Source organism: Pseudomonas sp. SC11 (genome assembly GCF_047039205.1).
Taxonomy (GTDB): domain Bacteria; phylum Pseudomonadota; class Gammaproteobacteria; order Pseudomonadales; family Pseudomonadaceae; genus Aquipseudomonas; species Aquipseudomonas boreofloridensis.
The window spans coordinates 1,505,437-1,522,651 of record NZ_CP178183.1 but is presented as its reverse complement, the minus strand read 5'-3'; the positions used below and the strand labels follow the sequence as shown (position 1 = coordinate 1,522,651).

Genomic DNA, 17,215 nt, shown 5'->3' with positions numbered 1-17,215 from the left:
ACTGGGACCAAAGAGAGGAAAAGAAAGCCAATGAACGCATCAATAAACACATATAAGCTTGCCCGTCGCTCACTGAAGCCCCCTCAGTTGGCTAATTGAAACTCGACCAATCACCGCATTTTTATTTCCCTGTAGGACTGGATAGATCGCTGGCTAGCGCTGCAATCATCCTCCCGACGTAGCCTTGCTCACCATCTGGCAACCGGCGAAAGTGTTGCAGCAGATCGGCCTCAACGGCGCTGAGGCTATTTGCCAGGAGCGGTTTCCGTGCTCCGGTTACGACGTACAGCACGTCAACACCCAAGTCCCCCACAGCTGACAAATAAAAGGCGTCAGGCGCTCCCGATCCTTTCTCATAATTGATCTGAGTGGTTTTACCCACGCCGCCGACTGCAGCCATAGCGGTCTGATTAAGACCCAAGCGCAACCTTTCTTCCTTCAGCCGAATGCCGACGGCCATTTTTATGAACCTCAAAAAACTGAACCATCAAATATTTGAACCAACATCACCTTGTCATCACACGAGCCGCACTATGCCGAACGCTGGCCCCACTGGGCAAGCGTTCGAAGCCGCGCGCCAGCGGCGGCAAGAGCAAGTACTGCACGCAAAAAATGGCCAGTAAGGACGCATTAGACAAGGCGATCAGCAACCTCGTGACCGACTGGAATCGGCTCAAGCACGATATTAACGACACAGGCTTGATTGAGCCCCACACCTGGATAATCGACTTCACAGCTGTTCGAGCAACCCGTGCTTCATCTGAAGCACGGAAAAAAGAGGCTTGACGAGTCCACCGGTCACGCTCTAGGCCGCAGTTGCGGCGGCCTGACAAAAAAATCCATGTGCTATACGACGCCAACGGGGTACCGTTGCGCTTCCTAAACTCAAGCGGCCAAAACAGTGACATCTTTACACCCACCCCTTGCTTGATAGTGTCAACATTCCGACAAGCCAGCGTACCCGACTACGCACTTGATGCGGATGGTTGATGGCCGACAAGGGCTACGACGGCGAGGCATTGCGCCGTTACTGCGACCGATATCGACAGCGCAACATCATCGCGCGCATGTTCGGCTGGCTAAAAGAGAACCGCCAAATCTCCACGCGCTTCGCCAAGCTCGCAAAATTTACGCCGCAATGGTTTCGCTGGCCTACGTCATGCGGTGCATGCGACGTTATTTTTCAGACAGTACCTAGATGGATCAATCCACTTCACCAAAGCCTGATTGACCTCAAGAAAAATCTACGTCCCCCAGATAAGTATTTCTTGAGGCGCTCCCCATCTGGTCTCGGCACTCTGACACCCACAGTCAGTCGTCCCAGAGCACAGCCGTGAACAAGCCATCCCTCCTCCTTGTATCTCCTCGCCGAATCCTGCTTGGCGCGCTGATCAGCATCAGCGGCGGCTTTTCACTAATACCCAGCGCTCAGGCGGCCGGTGCATCAGAACAGGCCAACATCGAGGTAATGATCCGCCAACTGAATGCGCTGGAAGACTCAGCGCGCCGCAGCGCCACGATCGCCAGCGAACCTGGCCAGCGCTACTACTTCGATTATGAACGCCTGGCCGGCGACATCCAGCGCATCCGCCATGGTCTGCAGGAGTATCTGACGCCGAGCCGCGCTCAGCCACGTGATCCAGCTGAACTGTCCGGCAAGTACATCCATAGCAGGCAGACACAATGAGCATGAGCGGGGCTCAAGTGGCTGCCTTCAACGCAGCCAGCGGTATCACCCCGCAAGCCGCCACGCTGCTGTTTGTCGGCACCGTCATCACCCTATCAACGCTTTGGGGAGCTTGGGCGCTGTACAGCATCTATCGCGGCTGGGCTACCCAGAACATCGATAAACACATCGCAGCGTCGTCAACGGTTCGACTTATGGTCCTGCTGTTGATCCTTTCTGCGCTTGTTCTTAGTTGACTATCAAGGAGCTTCGGAATGCCAATCCGTAAACGCATCAAAGCAATGAACCTCGCAACTTCGTTGGCAGCAATCCTTCTTCCAGGCCTAGCGGCCGCCGCCCTGCCTGCCAACCAGGCACCCAGCCGCGGTGAGGGCGGTAACTGGATGCAGACCATACAGAACTATGGGTACGACGCATTCATGCTCCTCGGCCTTCTGTTGCTTGGGGGAATGATGGTGGGGGTCGCCTCCCATGCATACGGTGTTTACCACGATATCCATGAGGGCAAGAAAAAGTGGCGAGATCTGGGGCTCACGGCAGTGGTCGGGATCTGTCTGATCGGCGTTGGCATCTTCATGGTTACCAAAGCTACTGGCGTCCTCTAACTGGTGATGTGAGATGGCTGAGATCACTCACCTGAAGGATGGGACGCTTGACTTCCTTCCCCACAATCTAAACAGGCAGCCCGTCGTTATGGGCGGTCTCACTGCGGATGAGATGTGGGGAACGATCGGTGTCTGTGGGGGAGCCGGATTGATTCTAGGCATCCCCGTGTCGTTCTTGTTCGGCAACCCAGCTCTCTTTGTTGCTTGTGCTCTGGTAGGAGGAGCTTTGGGCTTGACCGTGGCGAGCCGAATTCTCCGGAAGATGAAGCGTGGCCGCCCAGATACGTGGTTTTACCGCCGACTCCAGCTCTACAACGCTCAACACCTTTCCTTCTTCGGTGACCCCGGACTCGTTATCCGGAAGGGCGCGTGGACATGTCGTCGTACAAGAAAGTAGGGATCATCATGAGTTTTCGAAAACGAGTGGATGCTCAACAAGCCCATATCCTCAGCCTGCGAATCGCGGTCATTGTGCTGGGCGCAGTCAGTCTGTTTGCGTTCTACGGCTGGCACAAAGCTCCCGAGGACCTGACCGTACATGTGCCGCCGGACCTCCGATCCGGTAGCACTCGCAAATGGTGGGAAGTGCCGCCAGAGAACGTGTACGCCTTCGGGTTCTATATCTTCCAGCAGATGCAGCGATGGGAAAAGAATGGAGACGACGACTACCAAGACAACATCGAACGCTTGGCCTCCTACGTTACCCCTAGTTGCAAGGAATACTTGAAGAAAGACTTCGAGATGCGTCGTAACGCCGGTGAATTGCGTCGCCGTGAGCGGAACGTTTCGGAAATCCCGGGCCATGGGCTGACCGATCCTGGAGTACTGCGTGTAGAAGAAATCGGGATCAACGATTGGACAGTCAACCTGGATCTGCTCGCTGACGAGTCGGTGAACGGGGAGCGGGTCAAGCGCGCCATGACCCGCTACCCACTTTCCATTGTCCGTGCTGATGTTAACCCTGAGAAAAATCCGTTCGGTTTGATGTGGAACTGCTACGCCTCCAATCCGCAACGCATCGAGGTTGATCTGCAAGCCGCTGGGGTGAAGCCATGAATCTGCGTGCCTGGCTTCTTGCGATGGGCCTTTTCGCAGTTGCCGATGCGAAAGCAGTAGAGCTGCTGCAATGGGACCGTATCCCCATGGCAATCCCGCTGATTGTCGGGCAGGAGCGCATTTTGTTCGTCGACCAAAATGTGCGCGTTGGGATGCCTCCCCAGCTTGTAGGCACGCTGCGTATCCAAAGCACCGGTGGCGCGGTCTACCTCTTGGCCAACCAAGAAATCCCACCGACCCGGCTTCAACTGCAGAACGTGGCCACCGGCGAGATCATGCTGGTGGATATCGCGGCGACATCGGCGACAGAGGGCCAAGCCAAGCTTGAGCCCGCTAAGATCGTCGCCGGTGCGGCCCCTTCGACCCATTACGGCGATACCACCTCCACACGAACTTCGACGAAGCGAGCCGCGACGTCGGAGGACGATGAGGATGTTCCGCCGGCACCCCGCCATGAGACTCCAGCGCCTGTGGCCCTGACCCGCTATGCGGCACAAATGCTGTACGCCCCACTTCGGACCGTTGAGCCTGTCGCCGGCATCAGCCAGGTGCGTGTAGACCGGGCCATCGACCTGAGCACTTTGTTGCCGATGTTGCCGGTGGAGGCATCAATCTTGGGGGCTTGGCGCCTCGAAAACAGTTACGTCACTGCGGTCAAGCTGAGGAATCTGAGCGCCCAGCAGCTGACAATGAATGCCACAGAGCTGATGGGTAATTTCACCACAGCGACATTCCAGCACCCGTACCTTGGGAGTCGCGGAAACGCCAGCGATACCACCACGCTTTACTTGGTCACCCAAGGCAAAGGGCTGAAAGGAGCTCTGCTGCCCTCTTCGGTCAGCCAAATTGATCCGAAAGCAGGAGGGCGTCGTGGGCAGTCTGAAAAGTAATCCACTCCTCAAGTACCTGCTCATTCCGGTGCTGATCGTCGTGCTCATCATCCTGTTCAAGGACGGGAGTAAAAAAGAAGAGGTGAAGGTTCCAGGAGATGAGCCGATCACCATCGGCGGCGACAGCGCCCGCAAGCTAGGGGTGGACGGTGATACCCCGGCCGACACTCTCCGCACAGTGGTCGCTGAAAGCCGGGAGGTGAAAGACCAGATCGCGAAGGTGTTGACCGACAACAAAGAACTCAAGGACCAGAACGCAGAGCTCCAGCTCCGGCTCTCGCGCATAGATCAAAATGTCGACAGCAAGCTGAATAATGCGAAGGGCGAGCTGCAGGAGCAGGTTAAAAACCAGAGCCTGGGCCTACTGGAGCAAGTCCAGCGTCAGTTGGATAACCTTTCGCAGAACCCCAACGCCGCAGGGCAAGACCTGCCTATCGGGCTTGGCGTACAACCTGGTGACGGCGCAGGTTTCGACAAGGGAGTGAAGTCCGATGGCCTCTTGTGGGTGGAGCCGACCGACGCTACTGCCGTGGACGCTAGCGGTAAACCACTTCAGCCCGGGTCGGCCCAGGCGGCTAGCGGTTTCAATTTTCCCACCAGCTTTGGCAACACGCTGGACAAAGGTCAGACCGTTCTCAGCGCGACGGCGCGGAACGTCGGTGCGGAAATATCGCCCCAGGAAACCCGCAAGCAAGTGCGCAAAGTCTATACCTTGCCTCAGAACTCGACTTTGATGGGGTCCGTGGCCATGTCGGCGCTCATTGGTCGGGTACCGATTGATGGGACGGTCAATGATCCCTTCCCCTTCAAGGTGATGATCGGCCCGGACAACCTAACCGCAAACGGCATAGAGCTTCCTAACGTCGTCGGCGCAGTCGCCAGCGGTACCGCCTCGGGCGACTGGACGTTGTCTTGCGTGCGCGGGCAAGTCCGGAGCCTGACCTTCGTGTTCACCGACGGCACTGTTCGTTCGTTCCCTGCCCCAGCAGAGGAGACCAACGACAGCCAGAGCAACAACCAGAACAGCAGTAACGGGAACGGGCAACCTGCGATCCAGGGCGGCCTTGGCTGGATCAGCGACTCATACGGGATCCCTTGCATCTCCGGCGAGCGCCGATCAAACGCCAAGGAGTACTTGACCAATCAATCCCTGGTGACGGCCGCAGGCGCCGGCTTGGCCAAAGTGTTGAAGGCTGATGAGCAAAACAGCTCGACGACCTTCAGCAGCGGCGGAACATCCTTCGGGACCACGGGCTCCTCGGGGAACTCCGCCATGGGCGCCATCCTCACCGGCGGGATCAGCGACATCCGCTCCTGGATGAACAAACTCTATGGCGAAGCATTCGCCGCCGTGTACGTCCAGCCCGGGGCTAAAGTCGCCGTGCATCTGGACCAGCAGCTCGCCATCGACTACGAGATCAAAGGCCGCAAGGTCGATTACAACGCCGGAGCCAACCATGTATCCGCAAACCTGGACTAAGCCCCACCTGCAGGCCGGGGCCTGGCTCGTGCTCGCCCTCATTCTCGGCGGATGCACGACTGACAAAGACGAACTGCTGCCCCACGGGGAAGCCAGCATGATGGACGTCTGGCAACACGGCACATCTGGCGGGAGCTCTGGCAGCTCCAACAGCAGAATGCTGCTGGATGCTCGCCAAGAGCTTCGTCGGCCGCTCGATCAGGCGCAGGTGGTTCGCCAACAGGAAGGGGCTGACGCCTTCACTCGCACGCCCCAGAACGAGATTTATAGCCAGTTCAAGCGCCTGCCGAATCCTGACCTGGTGATGTACGTCTTCCCGCACCTAGCTGGAACGGACCCGGTACCCGTCCCTGGCTACACCACGGTGTTCCCAATGTATCAACGGGTGCAGTACGCCATGCCAGGCGAGCGGACGGAGGAATACTGATGCACATGATCAAAAAATGGTTGGGCAAAGCCCCTCAAATGCCGACCCAGCCCGTATTTGATAAGACCACTGCTGGGCGCGAGCCAGTCGATGATCTCACAACGGCGAATACGACCTTCAGCGAGGAGGACCGCCAAGCTGCGACTGACCGATACATCACCCGCTTGGAGTCCATGGGCATCCCGTCCCCCATCGACTGGCAGAATCCCAAACGTCGCCCGGCGACAAGAGCGGACGTTTCGAGAATGTACGAGGTCAACCCCTCGTTCGTGGACATGCTGCCATGGGCAGAATACCTGCCCGAGGAGGAAGCCATGCTCCTTGAGGATGGCACCTCAAGAGCCGCGTTCTTCGAGCTGGTACCAATCGGCACTGAGGGGCGGTCAGACAACTGGCTTCAACAGGCCCGAGATGCGTTGCAGGGTGTCCTCCAGGATAGCTTCGACGAGCTGGAAAGCTCCCACTGGGTCGTCCAGCTCTACGCCCAGGACGAAACAGACTGGGGTGACTACCTGCAAAGACTCCAGGCCTACGTGCAGCCGCGGGCTGAGAATACGGATTTCACCAAACTGTACCTCGCGCTGTTCCGCCACCACCTCGAGTCCATCTCCAAACCGGGTGGGTTGTTCGTCGACACTGCAGTCAGCAATCTCCCGTGGCGTGGACAGACCCGAAAAGTTCGTCTGGTGGTCTACCGCCGGGTAAAGAAACAGGACCTCATGGTTCGCGGACAGGACCCTGCCGCCTACCTGAAGTCAATCTGCGATCGTCTTAAAGGATCCCTGGCCAACGCCGGCGTTACAACCAAGCGTATGGATGGCCAAGCAATCAAGCGCTGGCTGGTGGGCTGGTTCAACCCCTACCCTGATCACCTGGGCTCGAGTGATCGCGATATCCGTCGATTTTATGAAACAGTTTGCCAACCACCCCGCGAGCTTGATGAGGGTGAGCTTCCAGTGGCCAGCGGTACCGACTTTTCGGAGAACTTGTTCTACCGAGAGCCGCGTTCGGATGTCGACAGCGGGCTGTGGTCGTTCGACGGCATGCCGCACCGAGTTGTGATACTTGATCGCCTGAAAAATGCTCCACTCACCGGGCACCTTACCGGTGAGACCAAGCAGGCAGATTCCTTGAACTCGCTATTCGATCGCCTGCCTGAGGACACCGTACTTTGCATCACCATGGTCCCAACGCCACAGGATCTGCTCGAAGGGCATCTTGAACAACTCCACAGGAAGGCAATCGGCGACACCCAAGCGTCAAGCCATACACGGGATGACGTTCAAACGGCACGCTCAATCCTCGGTCGCAAGCACAAGCTCTACAGGGGCAGTGTTGCTTTCTTCCTCCGAGGTCAGAATAACTCCGTGCTCGAGGAGCGCACGACCAGCTTGTGCAACGTCCTCCTCGGTGCCGGCATGCAACCTGTCCAGCCACAGGACGAGGTAGCTCCACTGAACAGCTACCTGCGGTGGTTACCGTGCAATTTCGATCCAAATGAAAACCGTGCCTTGGACTGGTACACCCAATTGATGTTCACCCAGCACATCGCGAACCTCGCCCCTGTATGGGGCCGCTCCACTGGAACAGGTAACCCCGGTTTTACGCTGTCCAACAGGGGAGGCGCAACGCTGACTTTCGACCCGCTGAACAAGCTTGATCGCCAGATGAATGCTCACTTGTTCTTGTTTGGGCCCACCGGCGCGGGGAAGTCTGCAACAGCCAACTACCTGATCATGCAAGCCATTGCCCTCTACCGCCCAAGGTTCTTCATCATTGAGGCTGGCAACAGTTTCGGCCTGCTAGGTGATTTTGCCAAACGGCTCGGTCTAACCGTAAACCGAGTGCGGCTCGCCCCCGGTAGTGGCGTGAGCCTCGCCCCGTTCGTCGACGCGGTGCAACTCGTGAAAAACAAGGACCAGGTCAAGGTCCTGAATGCGGCGGACGTGGATGCTTCGGACCAACACTTGGCCGATGCCCTGGCGGGGATGGAGGACGAGCAGCGGGATATCTTGGGCGAACTGGAGATCACTGCCCGATTGATGATCACAGGCGGCGAGTCCAAGGAAGACGCTCGACTGACTCGGGCTGACCGCAGTGCCATCCGCCAGTGCATCCTCAACGCTGCTGAACTGTGCGTCAGCGAGAGCCGTCCAGTGCTCACTGAAGACATCAGCGCAGCGCTGCAAGCGATGGCCAGCGACGACAAACTCCCTGAAAGCCGGCGCAACCGATTCATGGAGATGGCCGAGGCCATGGGGATGTTCACCATGGGTACAGAAGCCGAAATGTTCAACCGTCCTGGTACCGCATGGCCGGAAGCGGACATCACGATCGTTGACCTGGCTACCTACGCGCGTGAGGGCTATCAGGCCCAGATGGCTATTGCTTACATCTCATTGCTGAACACCATCAACAACATCGCGGAGCGGGACCAGTTCAAAGGTCGACCACTGATTGCCTTCACCGACGAAGGCCACATCCCATTGAAAGTTCCACTGCTCTCCCCGTACTCGGTGAAGATCACCAAAATGTGGCGAAAATTGGGTGCCTGGTACTGGATGGCAACCCAGAACGTCGACGACATCCCCCCAGAAGCATCCGCGCTGCTCAATATGATCGAGTGGTGGATCTGCTTGAACATGCCGCCCGACGAGGTGGAAAAGATCGCGCGCTTCCGTGAGCTCACGCCGGCACAGAAGACGATGATGCTCTCGGCAAGGAAGGAGAACGGCAAGTTCACCGAGGGCATCATCCTGGCCAAGCGGATCGAGATGCTGTTCCGAGTAGTGCCGCCCAGCTTGTGCCTCGCCTTGGCCATGACCGAGCCAGAAGAAAAGCGGCAACGTTATGAAACTATGCAAGCGCTCGGCTGCGACGAACTCCACGCCGCGCTGCAGGTGGCTGCGGACCTGGACCGCAAACGCGGCATCACCCCCTTCCCTATCACCTTTCCCGAACAAAAGAAGGCCGTGGAGCGCGTGGCATGAGAGTTATGAATACCCTGACCCAGAACATCATTGATAACCTGACCCAACTGCTCAAAGACCCCGGGCACGACACACTCCAGTCGCTGTCGGTTTGCGCACCAGTGCTCATTGACGAGCTGCAACAGATCAAAACTAACGCCCTTGACCGTCGCGACATCATTCCCCTGGTTCAGTCCGTGTTGGATGAGTGGCTGAAGCAGCATCCTCAACCGGACGGTGCAATCCAGGATCTGCAAGTTGCGTTGCAGAATCTCGGCCAGCCTGGAGGCCATCCTGGTGATTTAGGGGGGAAGCATGCCTAATCTGAGGCTCAACTTCATCTTGTCTATCGTCATGGTGATCGCAGGCGTAGGTGCCTGCTGGCAGCTCGCAACGAGCTCGAATACAAGAAGCCCCGATGAGACCTGGTATTTTGGCCCCACTAATGCCAGGTGGATAATCACTGAATATGCAGACCTCGAATGCCCTTATTCCAGGGCTTACACCCCGCAACTGAAGCACTGGGTGAGCGGGCAAGAGAACGTGAAGCTCGCCTGGCACCATTTCCCCCTCGATATTCATGGAGTTGCCGCACAATCTGAGGCGCGTATCGTTCAATGCGCAGGATACTTAGGGGGGGCGGCGGTATTCTGGCAGGCGATCGAGCTGATTCTGCAGCGTACAGGGGGGGACGGACAAGGACTGGCTGAGAAACTGGAGGTGCCCGGTGTGTCCACCGAGGCTCTTTCCAAATGCGCTAGAGCAAACATGGACATCCGCAGAGTTGTTGAGGGACAGATTGCTGTGGCTAAGAGCCGCGGCATTGCCGCTACCCCTACGGTCGAGATCACCGACAGTTTGACTGGGCACAGTATGCGCCTGGAGGGCCCCGTGGACAGCGCCGCGCTGTTGTCGGTTATCGATGCCCTCGCTGCCCGGGCCCCAGTGCGCGAGGACTAGGCCAGGTAATGATCAAACTCACGGTATTACGCAACGACAACAATGAAGAAGAAAGCAACCTGCCAAGCAGGTTCTTTCCCAGCGCAGGCTCTGGCCATGGATGGTTTCAGCTTGAGCCAGTTGGGGAGGAGTCACCCTCACACTCTGAGCTAAGCTGGGCTCTCCAGGAGTGGAATGACGACTGCGTCCTCATGGAGTATGAAGCTGCCACAGGCAAAGGACGCTTCGTGATCGTCGACTGGTATGCGCCGGCGCCGGGGACCGTGCTCGAGCTGAACCTGCAGCGCGAAATGACTTTGGAGGAGCAGGATCCAGACGACGCGGAATGGTTCTACTAATTCACATTCCAGGCGATATGAGCCATATCCACAAGCCTGCCAGCGCAAAGACGCTGAGTCTGTTCCACCCGACCTGACTCCGCGATAAATCCAAGCACCCTCAGATATCTATTTCCTACTGCGCCTGTTGGGCCGATCCGTTTTCCTGTATCGGTCCCCACTTCAGGTGCAGTCCCATGTTCAATCCCCCCCAACCGTTATGGCGAGCAGCCCCCTTGCTCGTTGTCGCGTTGACCACCAGCACCGCCCATGCCGAGATTTGGGCCATAACAGACTCAGCGCACCCACTGACCTCCGTACCTGCAGATGTGCGTGTCATAAAGCTCGATGACCAACAGCGCATTGAGGAGCAGTTGTCCCGGGAGCTGCCACCTAACCCTCACCAGGCCGCTCTCACCGCACGACGGCTGATGAGCACTCCGGCAGGGGCCGCACTGATGCAACAGTTGGCCACCGCCCAGCAGGGAAATGCTGATGCCTGGAGCGTCGGTGTTACGAAGGTACCGGCGGTGGTAGTCGACCGCCGGTATGTGGTGTACGGCCAACCCGACGTGGCAGCAGCGATGCTGACCATCAACCGTGCAAGGAGGCAATGATGAGGCGAATCTCCAAACTCACCCTGACCGGTATTTTTTCAGCAGCACTCCCTTTCTCAGCATCAGCGGCCATCAGCTCGGCGGCAATTATCGCCTCCACCAGCTCGCCGACCTGCCTTGAGTACAAAGTGGTCGGCATCTGCTACTGGCTGCTCTGCACTCCTGGTGGCTGCAAGGTCAGAACCTCCGCCAAAGTCCGGCATTACATCCCGGACGCGGTGGTATCTGTCTACGCCAATACCGGGGAAAACCCTTGGACAGAAATGAGCCCCATGGGAGCGCCGAATGCAGTAGCGCAAGCCGGTAATGATGGAACAAGCAACCACAACGCCGAGAACAACATCGCCAAGTTCAAGGAGGCAGACGTTATTGGCCATCCTGGAGCTGCGGTGTTCAGCCGGTTCGCCAGTTCTTTCGGCTATTCCTGCCACGGCGCGACCACGCCCTTCGTTCCATACATGCTCAGCACGCTGGACACCCTTGCATGGCGGTACGGAGTACCCGAGTCCGTTTACCCAGAAGCCCTGATTCCGGGCATGCGTGAAGTCGGCGGCCTTTTATCGGCAGACATGTGGGGAAGCGTTTACCCACGCAGCGGCTTCATCCATCAGGTCGACGATTTCAAGGCCGGTGCTGTCATCGCCCAGCGCGCCGGCGACGTCACCACCCGTGTAGGTCAACCCCACGTGTACCTGCCAATGCGCAGTCTTGCAGAGCCAGGCTACTGGCCTGCCGGCGAGCTGAAAGAAGGCGATGCCAGCACCGGAAAATGGCAGCAACTCACGCCAACCATGAGCCCCACCTGCGCGGTATTCCCCTCCCCCGGCTTCAATGCCGACGCTATCGACGAAGCCTACGCGTGGGCCCTGTGGCGACCCTACTCATGCTGCCAGCGTAAGGGCCAAATTTTCCTGGGAAGCACTGACTTCCAATGAGAGACAACTGGAGAGCTCAATGAACAAATTAACCATCGCGATCATTCTCGCAGTTGGCATGACCAACACCTGGTGCATGGCCGAGGCCGCCGACCCGATCAAGGTGGAATCCCAAGGCAGCGTGATCGGAGACGACGTGCTCTACAGCATCGGTGGTGGCAGCGCTGTACAGATGGGCAGTGCTGGCCAGATGGAGAGCATCAGCGTCGGTGTCGGCTGGCAGAACAACCTGGTCTGCGGAAACATGGACCTCAGCAACACGCTGCAGAACCAGCTCAACGGCGCAACGCAGGGTTTCCAACAGATCATGGGCAGCGTTATCCAGAACGCGACCAGCGCTGTCACTTCACTGCCGGCACTGATCCTGCAGCGGGCCAACCCTGCCCTCTACAATCTGCTCACAAACGGGATACTGCAGGCGCGCCTTGACTACGACCGATCAAAGGGAACCTGCCGGGCAATGGCCGAACGGATGGCCGACATCGCAGGTGGCCAGATGGGATGGGGCAAGGTTGCAGAGGGCCAGAAAATGGGGCAAGCCTTGGGGTCCAGCAACGACGCCGTAGCAGTGATCGACAAGGTCGAGAAAGCGCCCGGCACCAATGGCGTGACCTGGGTAGGTGGCAAACAGGCGGGGGGGAATGGGCAGCAGCCCATCAAGGTGGTAGGGGACGTCGCGAAGGCAGGCTTTAACCTTCTCAACAACCGCTCAGCGCAGGACACCTCGAGCATTCCGCAGTCCAGTTGCTCGAATGGACTGGTGTGCGGTAGCTGGGAATCACCTGCCGAGGCAGCCAAGTTCGCAAACCGTGTCCTGGGTGAACAGCAGATCCGGACCTGTGAGGGCTGCACCACGACCTCAACTCCGGGTGTGGGCCTAACCCCGCTGATCCAGGAGACATACGACAAGAAGCTCGCAGCCCTGCAGGAGCTGTTGAAGCCCGGCACGCAGATCACCTCACAAAAGCTGCGGGAAGCAAGCAGCGACTCCCTCCCTATCACTCGTGGAGTCGTTACAGCCCTTCGTGACGAGCGGGATCAGGCGGTGCTGGCCTCACGCTTGGCTTCCGAGGTGGCCCTGGCAGATGTCCTGGAGAAAGGGCTGCTACTGCAACGCATGCTGATTACAGGCAGCAAAGAACCCAATGTCAATGCTAACAAGTTGGCCGTTGAGGCCACTCTTGGACAGGTCGACTCGCTTCAGCAACTCATCACCAACCTCAAGACCGAACTCGACATGCGGCAGCAGCTCGCCAACAACTCCCCGATGAAGATCATCGAACGAGGCAAGGCGCGCTCTGAAAGCTCCCGCTCGATCTATGACGCGGCCCCTGAACAGGATCGTCTGCTACAGCTTCAGAAGCCAGCAGGCAAGGAGTGAATATGTCCGAGGATGTCGAGAAAAAAGCCCACCCCCTAAAAGTTCTGCTGGGAGGCGTGGTTCTCAGCGTGGTGATGCTGCTGCTGAGCGTGTTGCTCGGCATCATCGCGATCAATCACCTGGGCGTGTTCGACGCCTGGTTAAGGTGGCGTGAAGGAAATTACCTATCACTGCTGTTATGGCGAATTGCCCTCTACGGCATCATCGTCTTTGGCTGGTTAAAACTCAAAGCGCGCCTACCCGAACCTGAGGCGGGACAACCATCAAAGGGAACGCAGAGGATCGAGTTCCTGGTGCTCCTGCTGTTCGTAGTCATTGAGATCTCTAAAGCACCAATCATCTGGTCGGAGGTGCTATGACACTCTATACGAACGACTATCTGGAGTATTACCTCACCCTTGTAGGATGGATCATCAACAACGGGATCTGGGACATGATTTCGGACACGGGCCTGTTCGCACTGCCCTTCATCATCATCGTGGCCCAGGAGTGGCTCAAAGTCCGAGGTGAAGGCGCCGACGAGGGCAACAAGGGAGTGCTGTCCCTGGCTCGAATTGAGACCCGGATCTACGTCGGTTATGTAGTGGTATCTCTGTGCGCAGTGCCATTCATACCCGTTGGCTTTGACACTTTGCAATTCGACCAATCGCGAGGGAGGCAGTGCCAGGTGCTGACACCAGCCCCCTCTGAGACAGGGTGGAACACGACCTTCAGCTCGTTGGCCGGCAAGAGCGCGAAGGTGCCGGTGTGGTGGGCGCTCGTACATGCGCTGTCCAAGGGATTGAATAGCGGCGCTGTTGCAGCAATCCCTTGCGGTACGGATCTCAGGCAAATGCGCATGGAAGTCGACGCGATGAGGATCGGCAATCCCCTACTCGCGCAGGAGGTGGCAGACTTCACCCATGATTGCTTCGGTCCTTCCCGCGCGCGCCTGTTCATGCGTCAGCCCGACATTGGGTCGATCGCCAAAGACCAGAAGGCCCTGCAGGACCTGAACTGGATCGGCTCCCACTATCTGCTGAGTACAACAGGTTATTACGACACGGACTACTCCAGAACACCCCGTACATCCTGGCCGTATGACGCCAAACGTGATGATGGCATGCCCCAGGTGACCGGAGGTGGTGGGTACCCCAGCTGCAAGCAGTGGTGGTCAGATGGGAGCATCGGCCTACGGGACCGACTGAAAGCCCAGGTCGACCCAAGTCTGCTGAACCAGTTTCTGGGATGGGCAAAGTGGCTGTCCCAGGAAGAAGTAACCGACTCGATGATTCGCCAACTCGTGTCGCCATCCAGCCAGGTCAACGGCGACGTCTACACCGACTATGGCGGTCAGATCGATGGAACCGTCTGGAATGGCCTTGCTCGTGCAGGGGGAACACTGGGGGTGGCTGTTGGCTCACTGGCCTTCTTCCCGGCAATGGACATGGTGCGTCAAGCATTACCGATGGTAGTGGCTTTCCTCAAGATGGCTATGGTCATCTGCATTCCCCTGGTACTGATAATCGGAGCGTATCAACTGAAGGTTGCCATGACCATGTCAGTAACAATGTTCGCCTTGATATTTGTAGACTTCTGGTTTCAACTGGCAAGATGGGTCGACAGCACTATCATCGACGTTTTGTATGGCTCAGGTTCGCCGCACTTATCCTTTGATCCAGTGATGGGCTTAAACACCACAACTCAAGACGCGATTCTTAACTTCGTCATGGGTTCGATGTTCATCATTCTCCCAACGTTCTGGGTAGTTGCACTCGGCTGGGCAGGAGTGCAAACAGGGACAATTCTCAATGGTCTAACCAAAGGAACCGATGCAGTTGGAAAGGCTGGAAGCGAAGGTGGGCAGATGGCCCAGAAGGCAGTAAAGACAGTTAGCGGACAGTAACAACGGGAGCTTGGTCCATCACTCGGACCAAGCTTTCTTATGGCAAATCCCGATCAAGCCCATCAGTGCGCTCCCCCCAAATAGTCAGAGGGCAGCCCATAACTCCGTCTCGACCGAAAGGCGCCTCTTTATCCTCAGCAAACAGCTCGGCATTATCAGGCTTAACTCTGGAAAAAGCATACAGAACGAGAACCAAGAAAATAGCTGTCAGCAGCGCCGACAGAATCCAACTTATCGAGGTGGCTAAAACCAACACGATAAAAGTCGCAAAGAACACTCGCTTGACCCAACGCAAAGTCGGGTTCCGGTCATGCATACCGAAGCGAGCCATTGCCCCCATAACCCGTCCTAGACGGAAGGCAATCGAATGTTTGGCGGCTATGGTCATGGTCCATCCCCTTGCTCTACGAGAGCACCTTGCCATCAGATATACGACACCGTTGGCATTTTCGCAAGAGGCATGGCATAAAACGCCATCATCACTCATGAGGTTCGCATCCATGGCAACCCATAATATCGTCGTTCCTAAGCCGATGGAGCAGTTGATTGATGATCTCGTCAGCACTGGTCGCTACCAGAATTTCAGCGAGGTCGTCCGCGCGGGGATTCGGATGCTGCTCGAGCATGAAGCAGCTGAGTCAGCCAGGCTTGAAGCACTACGGAACGCAACATCCGTGGCCATGATGCAGATCGAGGCAGGTCAGTATGAGGAGGTCGACCCGGCTAATCTTGCAGCCTATCTCCACACCCTAGGACGACCCGCGGGCAAACAAGCATGAATAGGTCCGTGGTACGCATTGCAGCTCAGGCACAGATCGACATTGCAGATACCCTTCGCTTCACCCAAGTGAGGCATGGTGAGTTCGTGAGAAGTCAGTATCAGGACCAGCTGCAGGCGACGTTCCAGGAACTGACGTATGATCCAGCAACCATCGGTAGCACTTCACGAGATGAGATTTCGTCTGGCCTTCGCAGCCTGCATCTGGCTTACAAACCTCTGCAGACCAGTGACGGCCGTATCATCAGGCCCCGTCACATCGTGTTCTTCCGGACGGGGCAAGACCAGACCGTTGAGATTCTCCGAGTCCTGCATGACGCGATGGAAGTATCTCAATTTCTGAAGCACCTCCATCAGCCGTAAAGGATAAATGGCTCAGAACGAACGGGCTTGAATGGATAATGGAATGGATCAGAAGGGTAAAAGCCTTATCCAAAAGGGCCTAATCAAAGGGATAGACTTACTCCAGAACCACACACACCAAGTAGTAGTCTTCAACTGGCTCAACAGACTCCACCCGCATAAGACTACCTGGAGCAATCAGCACCTCAAATTCATGCCTGTGATCTGAGCCTTCATAGTAGTTATAAAAATAAACCGGGGCCTTGAATGAGCCACCTATCTTAATGACCCACAAATAAAACGGTCCATTCTCTTGCTTCCCACTATCTCTTGAATGACATGCCGATGTCACCGCCGTTAGACTTGTAGACAGAGGTACATCTTGACGGACAATCGTGCCACGCTGCAACTCCCATTTCCAATGGCCTCCGTGAAACAGAACCTGGCCTGGGCTTAGTGTAGTTTGCAAACGTTCTAGCTCCCCCATCATTTCGTAAGTATTATCATGATTGGTTTGATACCGCAAAATCGCAGGAACTTGGCTATTGTCTGGCATGTTTTGCAGCCAAGCGAATTTTGAACCTCCATTATTATCGAGTGCTGCGACAACAAAGTCATCAAGGTGATTGCACGCCCCTCTTTTTCTAGCAGAGTAACGAGCAAAATCCAATGCATTATTGACAGTAATCTGCGGCCTCGGCGGAGACTCTTGTCCCAAAGTAGCCAGTAAAAATGGATTAACTGGAGCAACGTATTCCTCAAACGTGAATGGGAAGATGTTTAGTATTGGTAGCCTTATCATCTGAAACGCCCTAAAACAATGCATATAGTGGCACATTGCCTCAAAATTCAGGTTGATTCAAGAATCGATTTCACATTGATATCA

At 56.7% G+C, this 17,215-nt stretch carries 22 protein-coding genes and 1 pseudogene; 20 read left to right on the top strand and 3 right to left on the bottom strand.

Annotated features, from left to right (window positions below):
- Positions 1 to 121 precede the first annotated feature (121 nt).
- Positions 122 to 460, bottom strand: a complete 339-nt coding sequence (locus ACK2SD_RS07055; RefSeq protein ID WP_412461717.1) for a helix-turn-helix domain-containing protein — start codon at positions 458 to 460, stop codon at positions 122 to 124.
- A gap of 209 nt (positions 461 to 669) precedes the next feature.
- On the opposite strand from ACK2SD_RS07055, the pseudogene ACK2SD_RS07050 reads away from it, so the two are divergent.
- From ACK2SD_RS07050 to ACK2SD_RS06965, 18 genes and pseudogenes are all read left to right on the top strand, one after another.
- Positions 670 to 1,198, top strand: a pseudogene (locus ACK2SD_RS07050) (transposase); the annotation flags it as partial.
- Positions 1,199 to 1,372: 174 nt separating this feature from the next.
- Complete coding sequence (locus ACK2SD_RS07045; RefSeq protein ID WP_412462280.1) at positions 1,373 to 1,687, top strand: RAQPRD family integrative conjugative element protein; 315 nt, start codon at positions 1,373 to 1,375, stop codon at positions 1,685 to 1,687.
- A 17-nt stretch (positions 1,688 to 1,704) separates the two neighbouring features.
- The gene (locus tag ACK2SD_RS07040; RefSeq protein ID WP_412461716.1) at positions 1,705 to 1,923 is read left to right on the top strand and encodes a TIGR03758 family integrating conjugative element protein; all 219 of its coding nucleotides are present in this window, start codon (positions 1,705 to 1,707) and stop codon (positions 1,921 to 1,923) included.
- An 18-nt stretch (positions 1,924 to 1,941) separates the two neighbouring features.
- Positions 1,942 to 2,292: a TIGR03745 family integrating conjugative element membrane protein gene (locus ACK2SD_RS07035; protein WP_412461715.1), complete on the top strand. Its 351-nt coding sequence runs from the start codon at positions 1,942 to 1,944 to the stop codon at positions 2,290 to 2,292.
- 13 nt (positions 2,293 to 2,305) lie between these two features.
- On the top strand, positions 2,306 to 2,689 hold the full coding sequence (locus ACK2SD_RS07030; RefSeq protein WP_412461714.1) for a TIGR03750 family conjugal transfer protein: 384 nt from the start codon (positions 2,306 to 2,308) through the stop codon (positions 2,687 to 2,689).
- An 8-nt stretch (positions 2,690 to 2,697) separates the two neighbouring features.
- The gene (locus tag ACK2SD_RS07025; RefSeq protein ID WP_412462279.1) at positions 2,698 to 3,348 is read left to right on the top strand and encodes a PFL_4703 family integrating conjugative element protein; all 651 of its coding nucleotides are present in this window, start codon (positions 2,698 to 2,700) and stop codon (positions 3,346 to 3,348) included.
- Positions 3,345 to 4,238, top strand: coding sequence for a TIGR03749 family integrating conjugative element protein (locus ACK2SD_RS07020; protein WP_412461713.1), 894 nt, complete (start codon positions 3,345 to 3,347; stop codon positions 4,236 to 4,238). The genes ACK2SD_RS07025 and ACK2SD_RS07020 overlap by 4 nt, the downstream gene beginning before the upstream one ends.
- Complete coding sequence (locus ACK2SD_RS07015; RefSeq protein WP_412461712.1) at positions 4,219 to 5,718, top strand: TIGR03752 family integrating conjugative element protein; 1,500 nt, start codon at positions 4,219 to 4,221, stop codon at positions 5,716 to 5,718. The genes ACK2SD_RS07020 and ACK2SD_RS07015 overlap by 20 nt, the downstream gene beginning before the upstream one ends.
- Positions 5,696 to 6,145 carry a TIGR03751 family conjugal transfer lipoprotein gene (locus ACK2SD_RS07010; RefSeq protein ID WP_412461711.1) on the top strand — a complete coding sequence of 150 codons (450 nt, stop codon included), beginning with the start codon at positions 5,696 to 5,698 and terminating at the stop codon, positions 6,143 to 6,145. Before ACK2SD_RS07015 ends, ACK2SD_RS07010 begins: the two co-directional genes overlap by 23 nt.
- A 38-nt stretch (positions 6,146 to 6,183) precedes the next feature.
- Positions 6,184 to 9,135 carry a conjugative transfer ATPase gene (locus tag ACK2SD_RS07005; protein ID WP_412462278.1) on the top strand — a complete coding sequence of 984 codons (2,952 nt, stop codon included), beginning with the start codon at positions 6,184 to 6,186 and terminating at the stop codon, positions 9,133 to 9,135.
- On the top strand, positions 9,132 to 9,437 hold the full coding sequence (locus ACK2SD_RS07000) for a hypothetical protein (protein ID WP_412461710.1): 306 nt from the start codon (positions 9,132 to 9,134) through the stop codon (positions 9,435 to 9,437). Before ACK2SD_RS07005 ends, ACK2SD_RS07000 begins: the two co-directional genes overlap by 4 nt.
- Positions 9,430 to 10,074: a DsbA family protein gene (locus ACK2SD_RS06995; protein ID WP_412461709.1), complete on the top strand. Its 645-nt coding sequence runs from the start codon at positions 9,430 to 9,432 to the stop codon at positions 10,072 to 10,074. The genes ACK2SD_RS07000 and ACK2SD_RS06995 overlap by 8 nt, the downstream gene beginning before the upstream one ends.
- 8 nt (positions 10,075 to 10,082) lie before the next feature.
- On the top strand, positions 10,083 to 10,412 hold the full coding sequence (locus ACK2SD_RS06990) for a hypothetical protein (RefSeq protein WP_412461708.1): 330 nt from the start codon (positions 10,083 to 10,085) through the stop codon (positions 10,410 to 10,412).
- A gap of 176 nt (positions 10,413 to 10,588) precedes the next feature.
- Positions 10,589 to 11,008, top strand: a complete 420-nt coding sequence (locus ACK2SD_RS06985) for a TIGR03757 family integrating conjugative element protein (protein WP_412461707.1) — start codon at positions 10,589 to 10,591, stop codon at positions 11,006 to 11,008.
- Complete coding sequence (locus tag ACK2SD_RS06980) at positions 11,008 to 11,943, top strand: TIGR03756 family integrating conjugative element protein (protein WP_412461706.1); 936 nt, start codon at positions 11,008 to 11,010, stop codon at positions 11,941 to 11,943. Before ACK2SD_RS06985 ends, ACK2SD_RS06980 begins: the two co-directional genes overlap by 1 nt.
- 19 nt (positions 11,944 to 11,962) lie before the next feature.
- The gene (locus ACK2SD_RS06975) at positions 11,963 to 13,324 is read left to right on the top strand and encodes an integrating conjugative element protein (RefSeq protein WP_412461705.1); all 1,362 of its coding nucleotides are present in this window, start codon (positions 11,963 to 11,965) and stop codon (positions 13,322 to 13,324) included.
- 2 nt (positions 13,325 to 13,326) lie between these two features.
- On the top strand, positions 13,327 to 13,683 hold the full coding sequence (locus ACK2SD_RS06970) for a hypothetical protein (protein ID WP_412461704.1): 357 nt from the start codon (positions 13,327 to 13,329) through the stop codon (positions 13,681 to 13,683).
- The gene (locus tag ACK2SD_RS06965; RefSeq protein ID WP_412461703.1) at positions 13,680 to 15,209 is read left to right on the top strand and encodes a conjugal transfer protein TraG N-terminal domain-containing protein; all 1,530 of its coding nucleotides are present in this window, start codon (positions 13,680 to 13,682) and stop codon (positions 15,207 to 15,209) included. The genes ACK2SD_RS06970 and ACK2SD_RS06965 overlap by 4 nt, the downstream gene beginning before the upstream one ends.
- A gap of 37 nt (positions 15,210 to 15,246) precedes the next feature.
- On the opposite strand, the gene ACK2SD_RS06960 is transcribed toward ACK2SD_RS06965, so the two are convergent.
- Positions 15,247 to 15,597 carry a hypothetical protein gene (locus ACK2SD_RS06960; protein ID WP_412461702.1) on the bottom strand — a complete coding sequence of 117 codons (351 nt, stop codon included), beginning with the start codon at positions 15,595 to 15,597 and terminating at the stop codon, positions 15,247 to 15,249.
- Positions 15,598 to 15,709: 112 nt separating this feature from the next.
- Here ACK2SD_RS06960 and ACK2SD_RS06955 point away from each other — a divergent pair, with 112 nt between their 5' ends.
- Together ACK2SD_RS06955 and ACK2SD_RS06950 are read left to right on the top strand one after the other, a co-directional pair.
- Positions 15,710 to 15,988, top strand: a complete 279-nt coding sequence (locus ACK2SD_RS06955; protein WP_412461701.1) for a type II toxin-antitoxin system ParD family antitoxin — start codon at positions 15,710 to 15,712, stop codon at positions 15,986 to 15,988.
- 8 nt (positions 15,989 to 15,996) lie between these two features.
- Complete coding sequence (locus ACK2SD_RS06950; protein WP_412461700.1) at positions 15,997 to 16,350, top strand: type II toxin-antitoxin system RelE/ParE family toxin; 354 nt, start codon at positions 15,997 to 15,999, stop codon at positions 16,348 to 16,350.
- A gap of 97 nt (positions 16,351 to 16,447) precedes the next feature.
- Here the strand turns inward: ACK2SD_RS06950 and ACK2SD_RS06945 are convergent, their stop codons facing one another.
- Positions 16,448 to 17,131 carry a hypothetical protein gene (locus tag ACK2SD_RS06945; RefSeq protein WP_412461699.1) on the bottom strand — a complete coding sequence of 228 codons (684 nt, stop codon included), beginning with the start codon at positions 17,129 to 17,131 and terminating at the stop codon, positions 16,448 to 16,450.
- Positions 17,132 to 17,215 lie beyond the last annotated feature (84 nt).

What these genes read in the sequence shown, in the direction of transcription:
- ACK2SD_RS07055 (WP_412461717.1), bottom strand. Translation starts at nt 460, where the DNA reads ATGGCCGTCGGCATTCGGCTGAAGGAAGAAAGGTTGCGCTTGGGTCTT.
- ACK2SD_RS07035 (WP_412461715.1), top strand. Translation starts at nt 1,942, where the DNA reads ATGCCAATCCGTAAACGCATCAAAGCAATGAACCTCGCAACTTCGTTG.
- ACK2SD_RS07030 (WP_412461714.1), top strand. Translation starts at nt 2,306, where the DNA reads ATGGCTGAGATCACTCACCTGAAGGATGGGACGCTTGACTTCCTTCCC.
- ACK2SD_RS07025 (WP_412462279.1), top strand. Translation starts at nt 2,698, where the DNA reads ATGAGTTTTCGAAAACGAGTGGATGCTCAACAAGCCCATATCCTCAGC.
- ACK2SD_RS07020 (WP_412461713.1), top strand. Translation starts at nt 3,345, where the DNA reads ATGAATCTGCGTGCCTGGCTTCTTGCGATGGGCCTTTTCGCAGTTGCC.
- ACK2SD_RS07010 (WP_412461711.1), top strand. Translation starts at nt 5,696, where the DNA reads ATGTATCCGCAAACCTGGACTAAGCCCCACCTGCAGGCCGGGGCCTGG.
- ACK2SD_RS07005 (WP_412462278.1), top strand. Translation starts at nt 6,184, where the DNA reads ATGCCGACCCAGCCCGTATTTGATAAGACCACTGCTGGGCGCGAGCCA.
- ACK2SD_RS07000 (WP_412461710.1), top strand. Translation starts at nt 9,132, where the DNA reads ATGAGAGTTATGAATACCCTGACCCAGAACATCATTGATAACCTGACC.
- ACK2SD_RS06995 (WP_412461709.1), top strand. Translation starts at nt 9,430, where the DNA reads ATGCCTAATCTGAGGCTCAACTTCATCTTGTCTATCGTCATGGTGATC.
- ACK2SD_RS06990 (WP_412461708.1), top strand. Translation starts at nt 10,083, where the DNA reads ATGATCAAACTCACGGTATTACGCAACGACAACAATGAAGAAGAAAGC.
- ACK2SD_RS06985 (WP_412461707.1), top strand. Translation starts at nt 10,589, where the DNA reads ATGTTCAATCCCCCCCAACCGTTATGGCGAGCAGCCCCCTTGCTCGTT.
- ACK2SD_RS06980 (WP_412461706.1), top strand. Translation starts at nt 11,008, where the DNA reads ATGAGGCGAATCTCCAAACTCACCCTGACCGGTATTTTTTCAGCAGCA.
- ACK2SD_RS06975 (WP_412461705.1), top strand. Translation starts at nt 11,963, where the DNA reads ATGAACAAATTAACCATCGCGATCATTCTCGCAGTTGGCATGACCAAC.
- ACK2SD_RS06970 (WP_412461704.1), top strand. Translation starts at nt 13,327, where the DNA reads ATGTCCGAGGATGTCGAGAAAAAAGCCCACCCCCTAAAAGTTCTGCTG.
- ACK2SD_RS06965 (WP_412461703.1), top strand. Translation starts at nt 13,680, where the DNA reads ATGACACTCTATACGAACGACTATCTGGAGTATTACCTCACCCTTGTA.
- ACK2SD_RS06960 (WP_412461702.1), bottom strand. Translation starts at nt 15,597, where the DNA reads ATGACCATAGCCGCCAAACATTCGATTGCCTTCCGTCTAGGACGGGTT.
- ACK2SD_RS06955 (WP_412461701.1), top strand. Translation starts at nt 15,710, where the DNA reads ATGGCAACCCATAATATCGTCGTTCCTAAGCCGATGGAGCAGTTGATT.
- ACK2SD_RS06945 (WP_412461699.1), bottom strand. Translation starts at nt 17,131, where the DNA reads ATGATAAGGCTACCAATACTAAACATCTTCCCATTCACGTTTGAGGAA.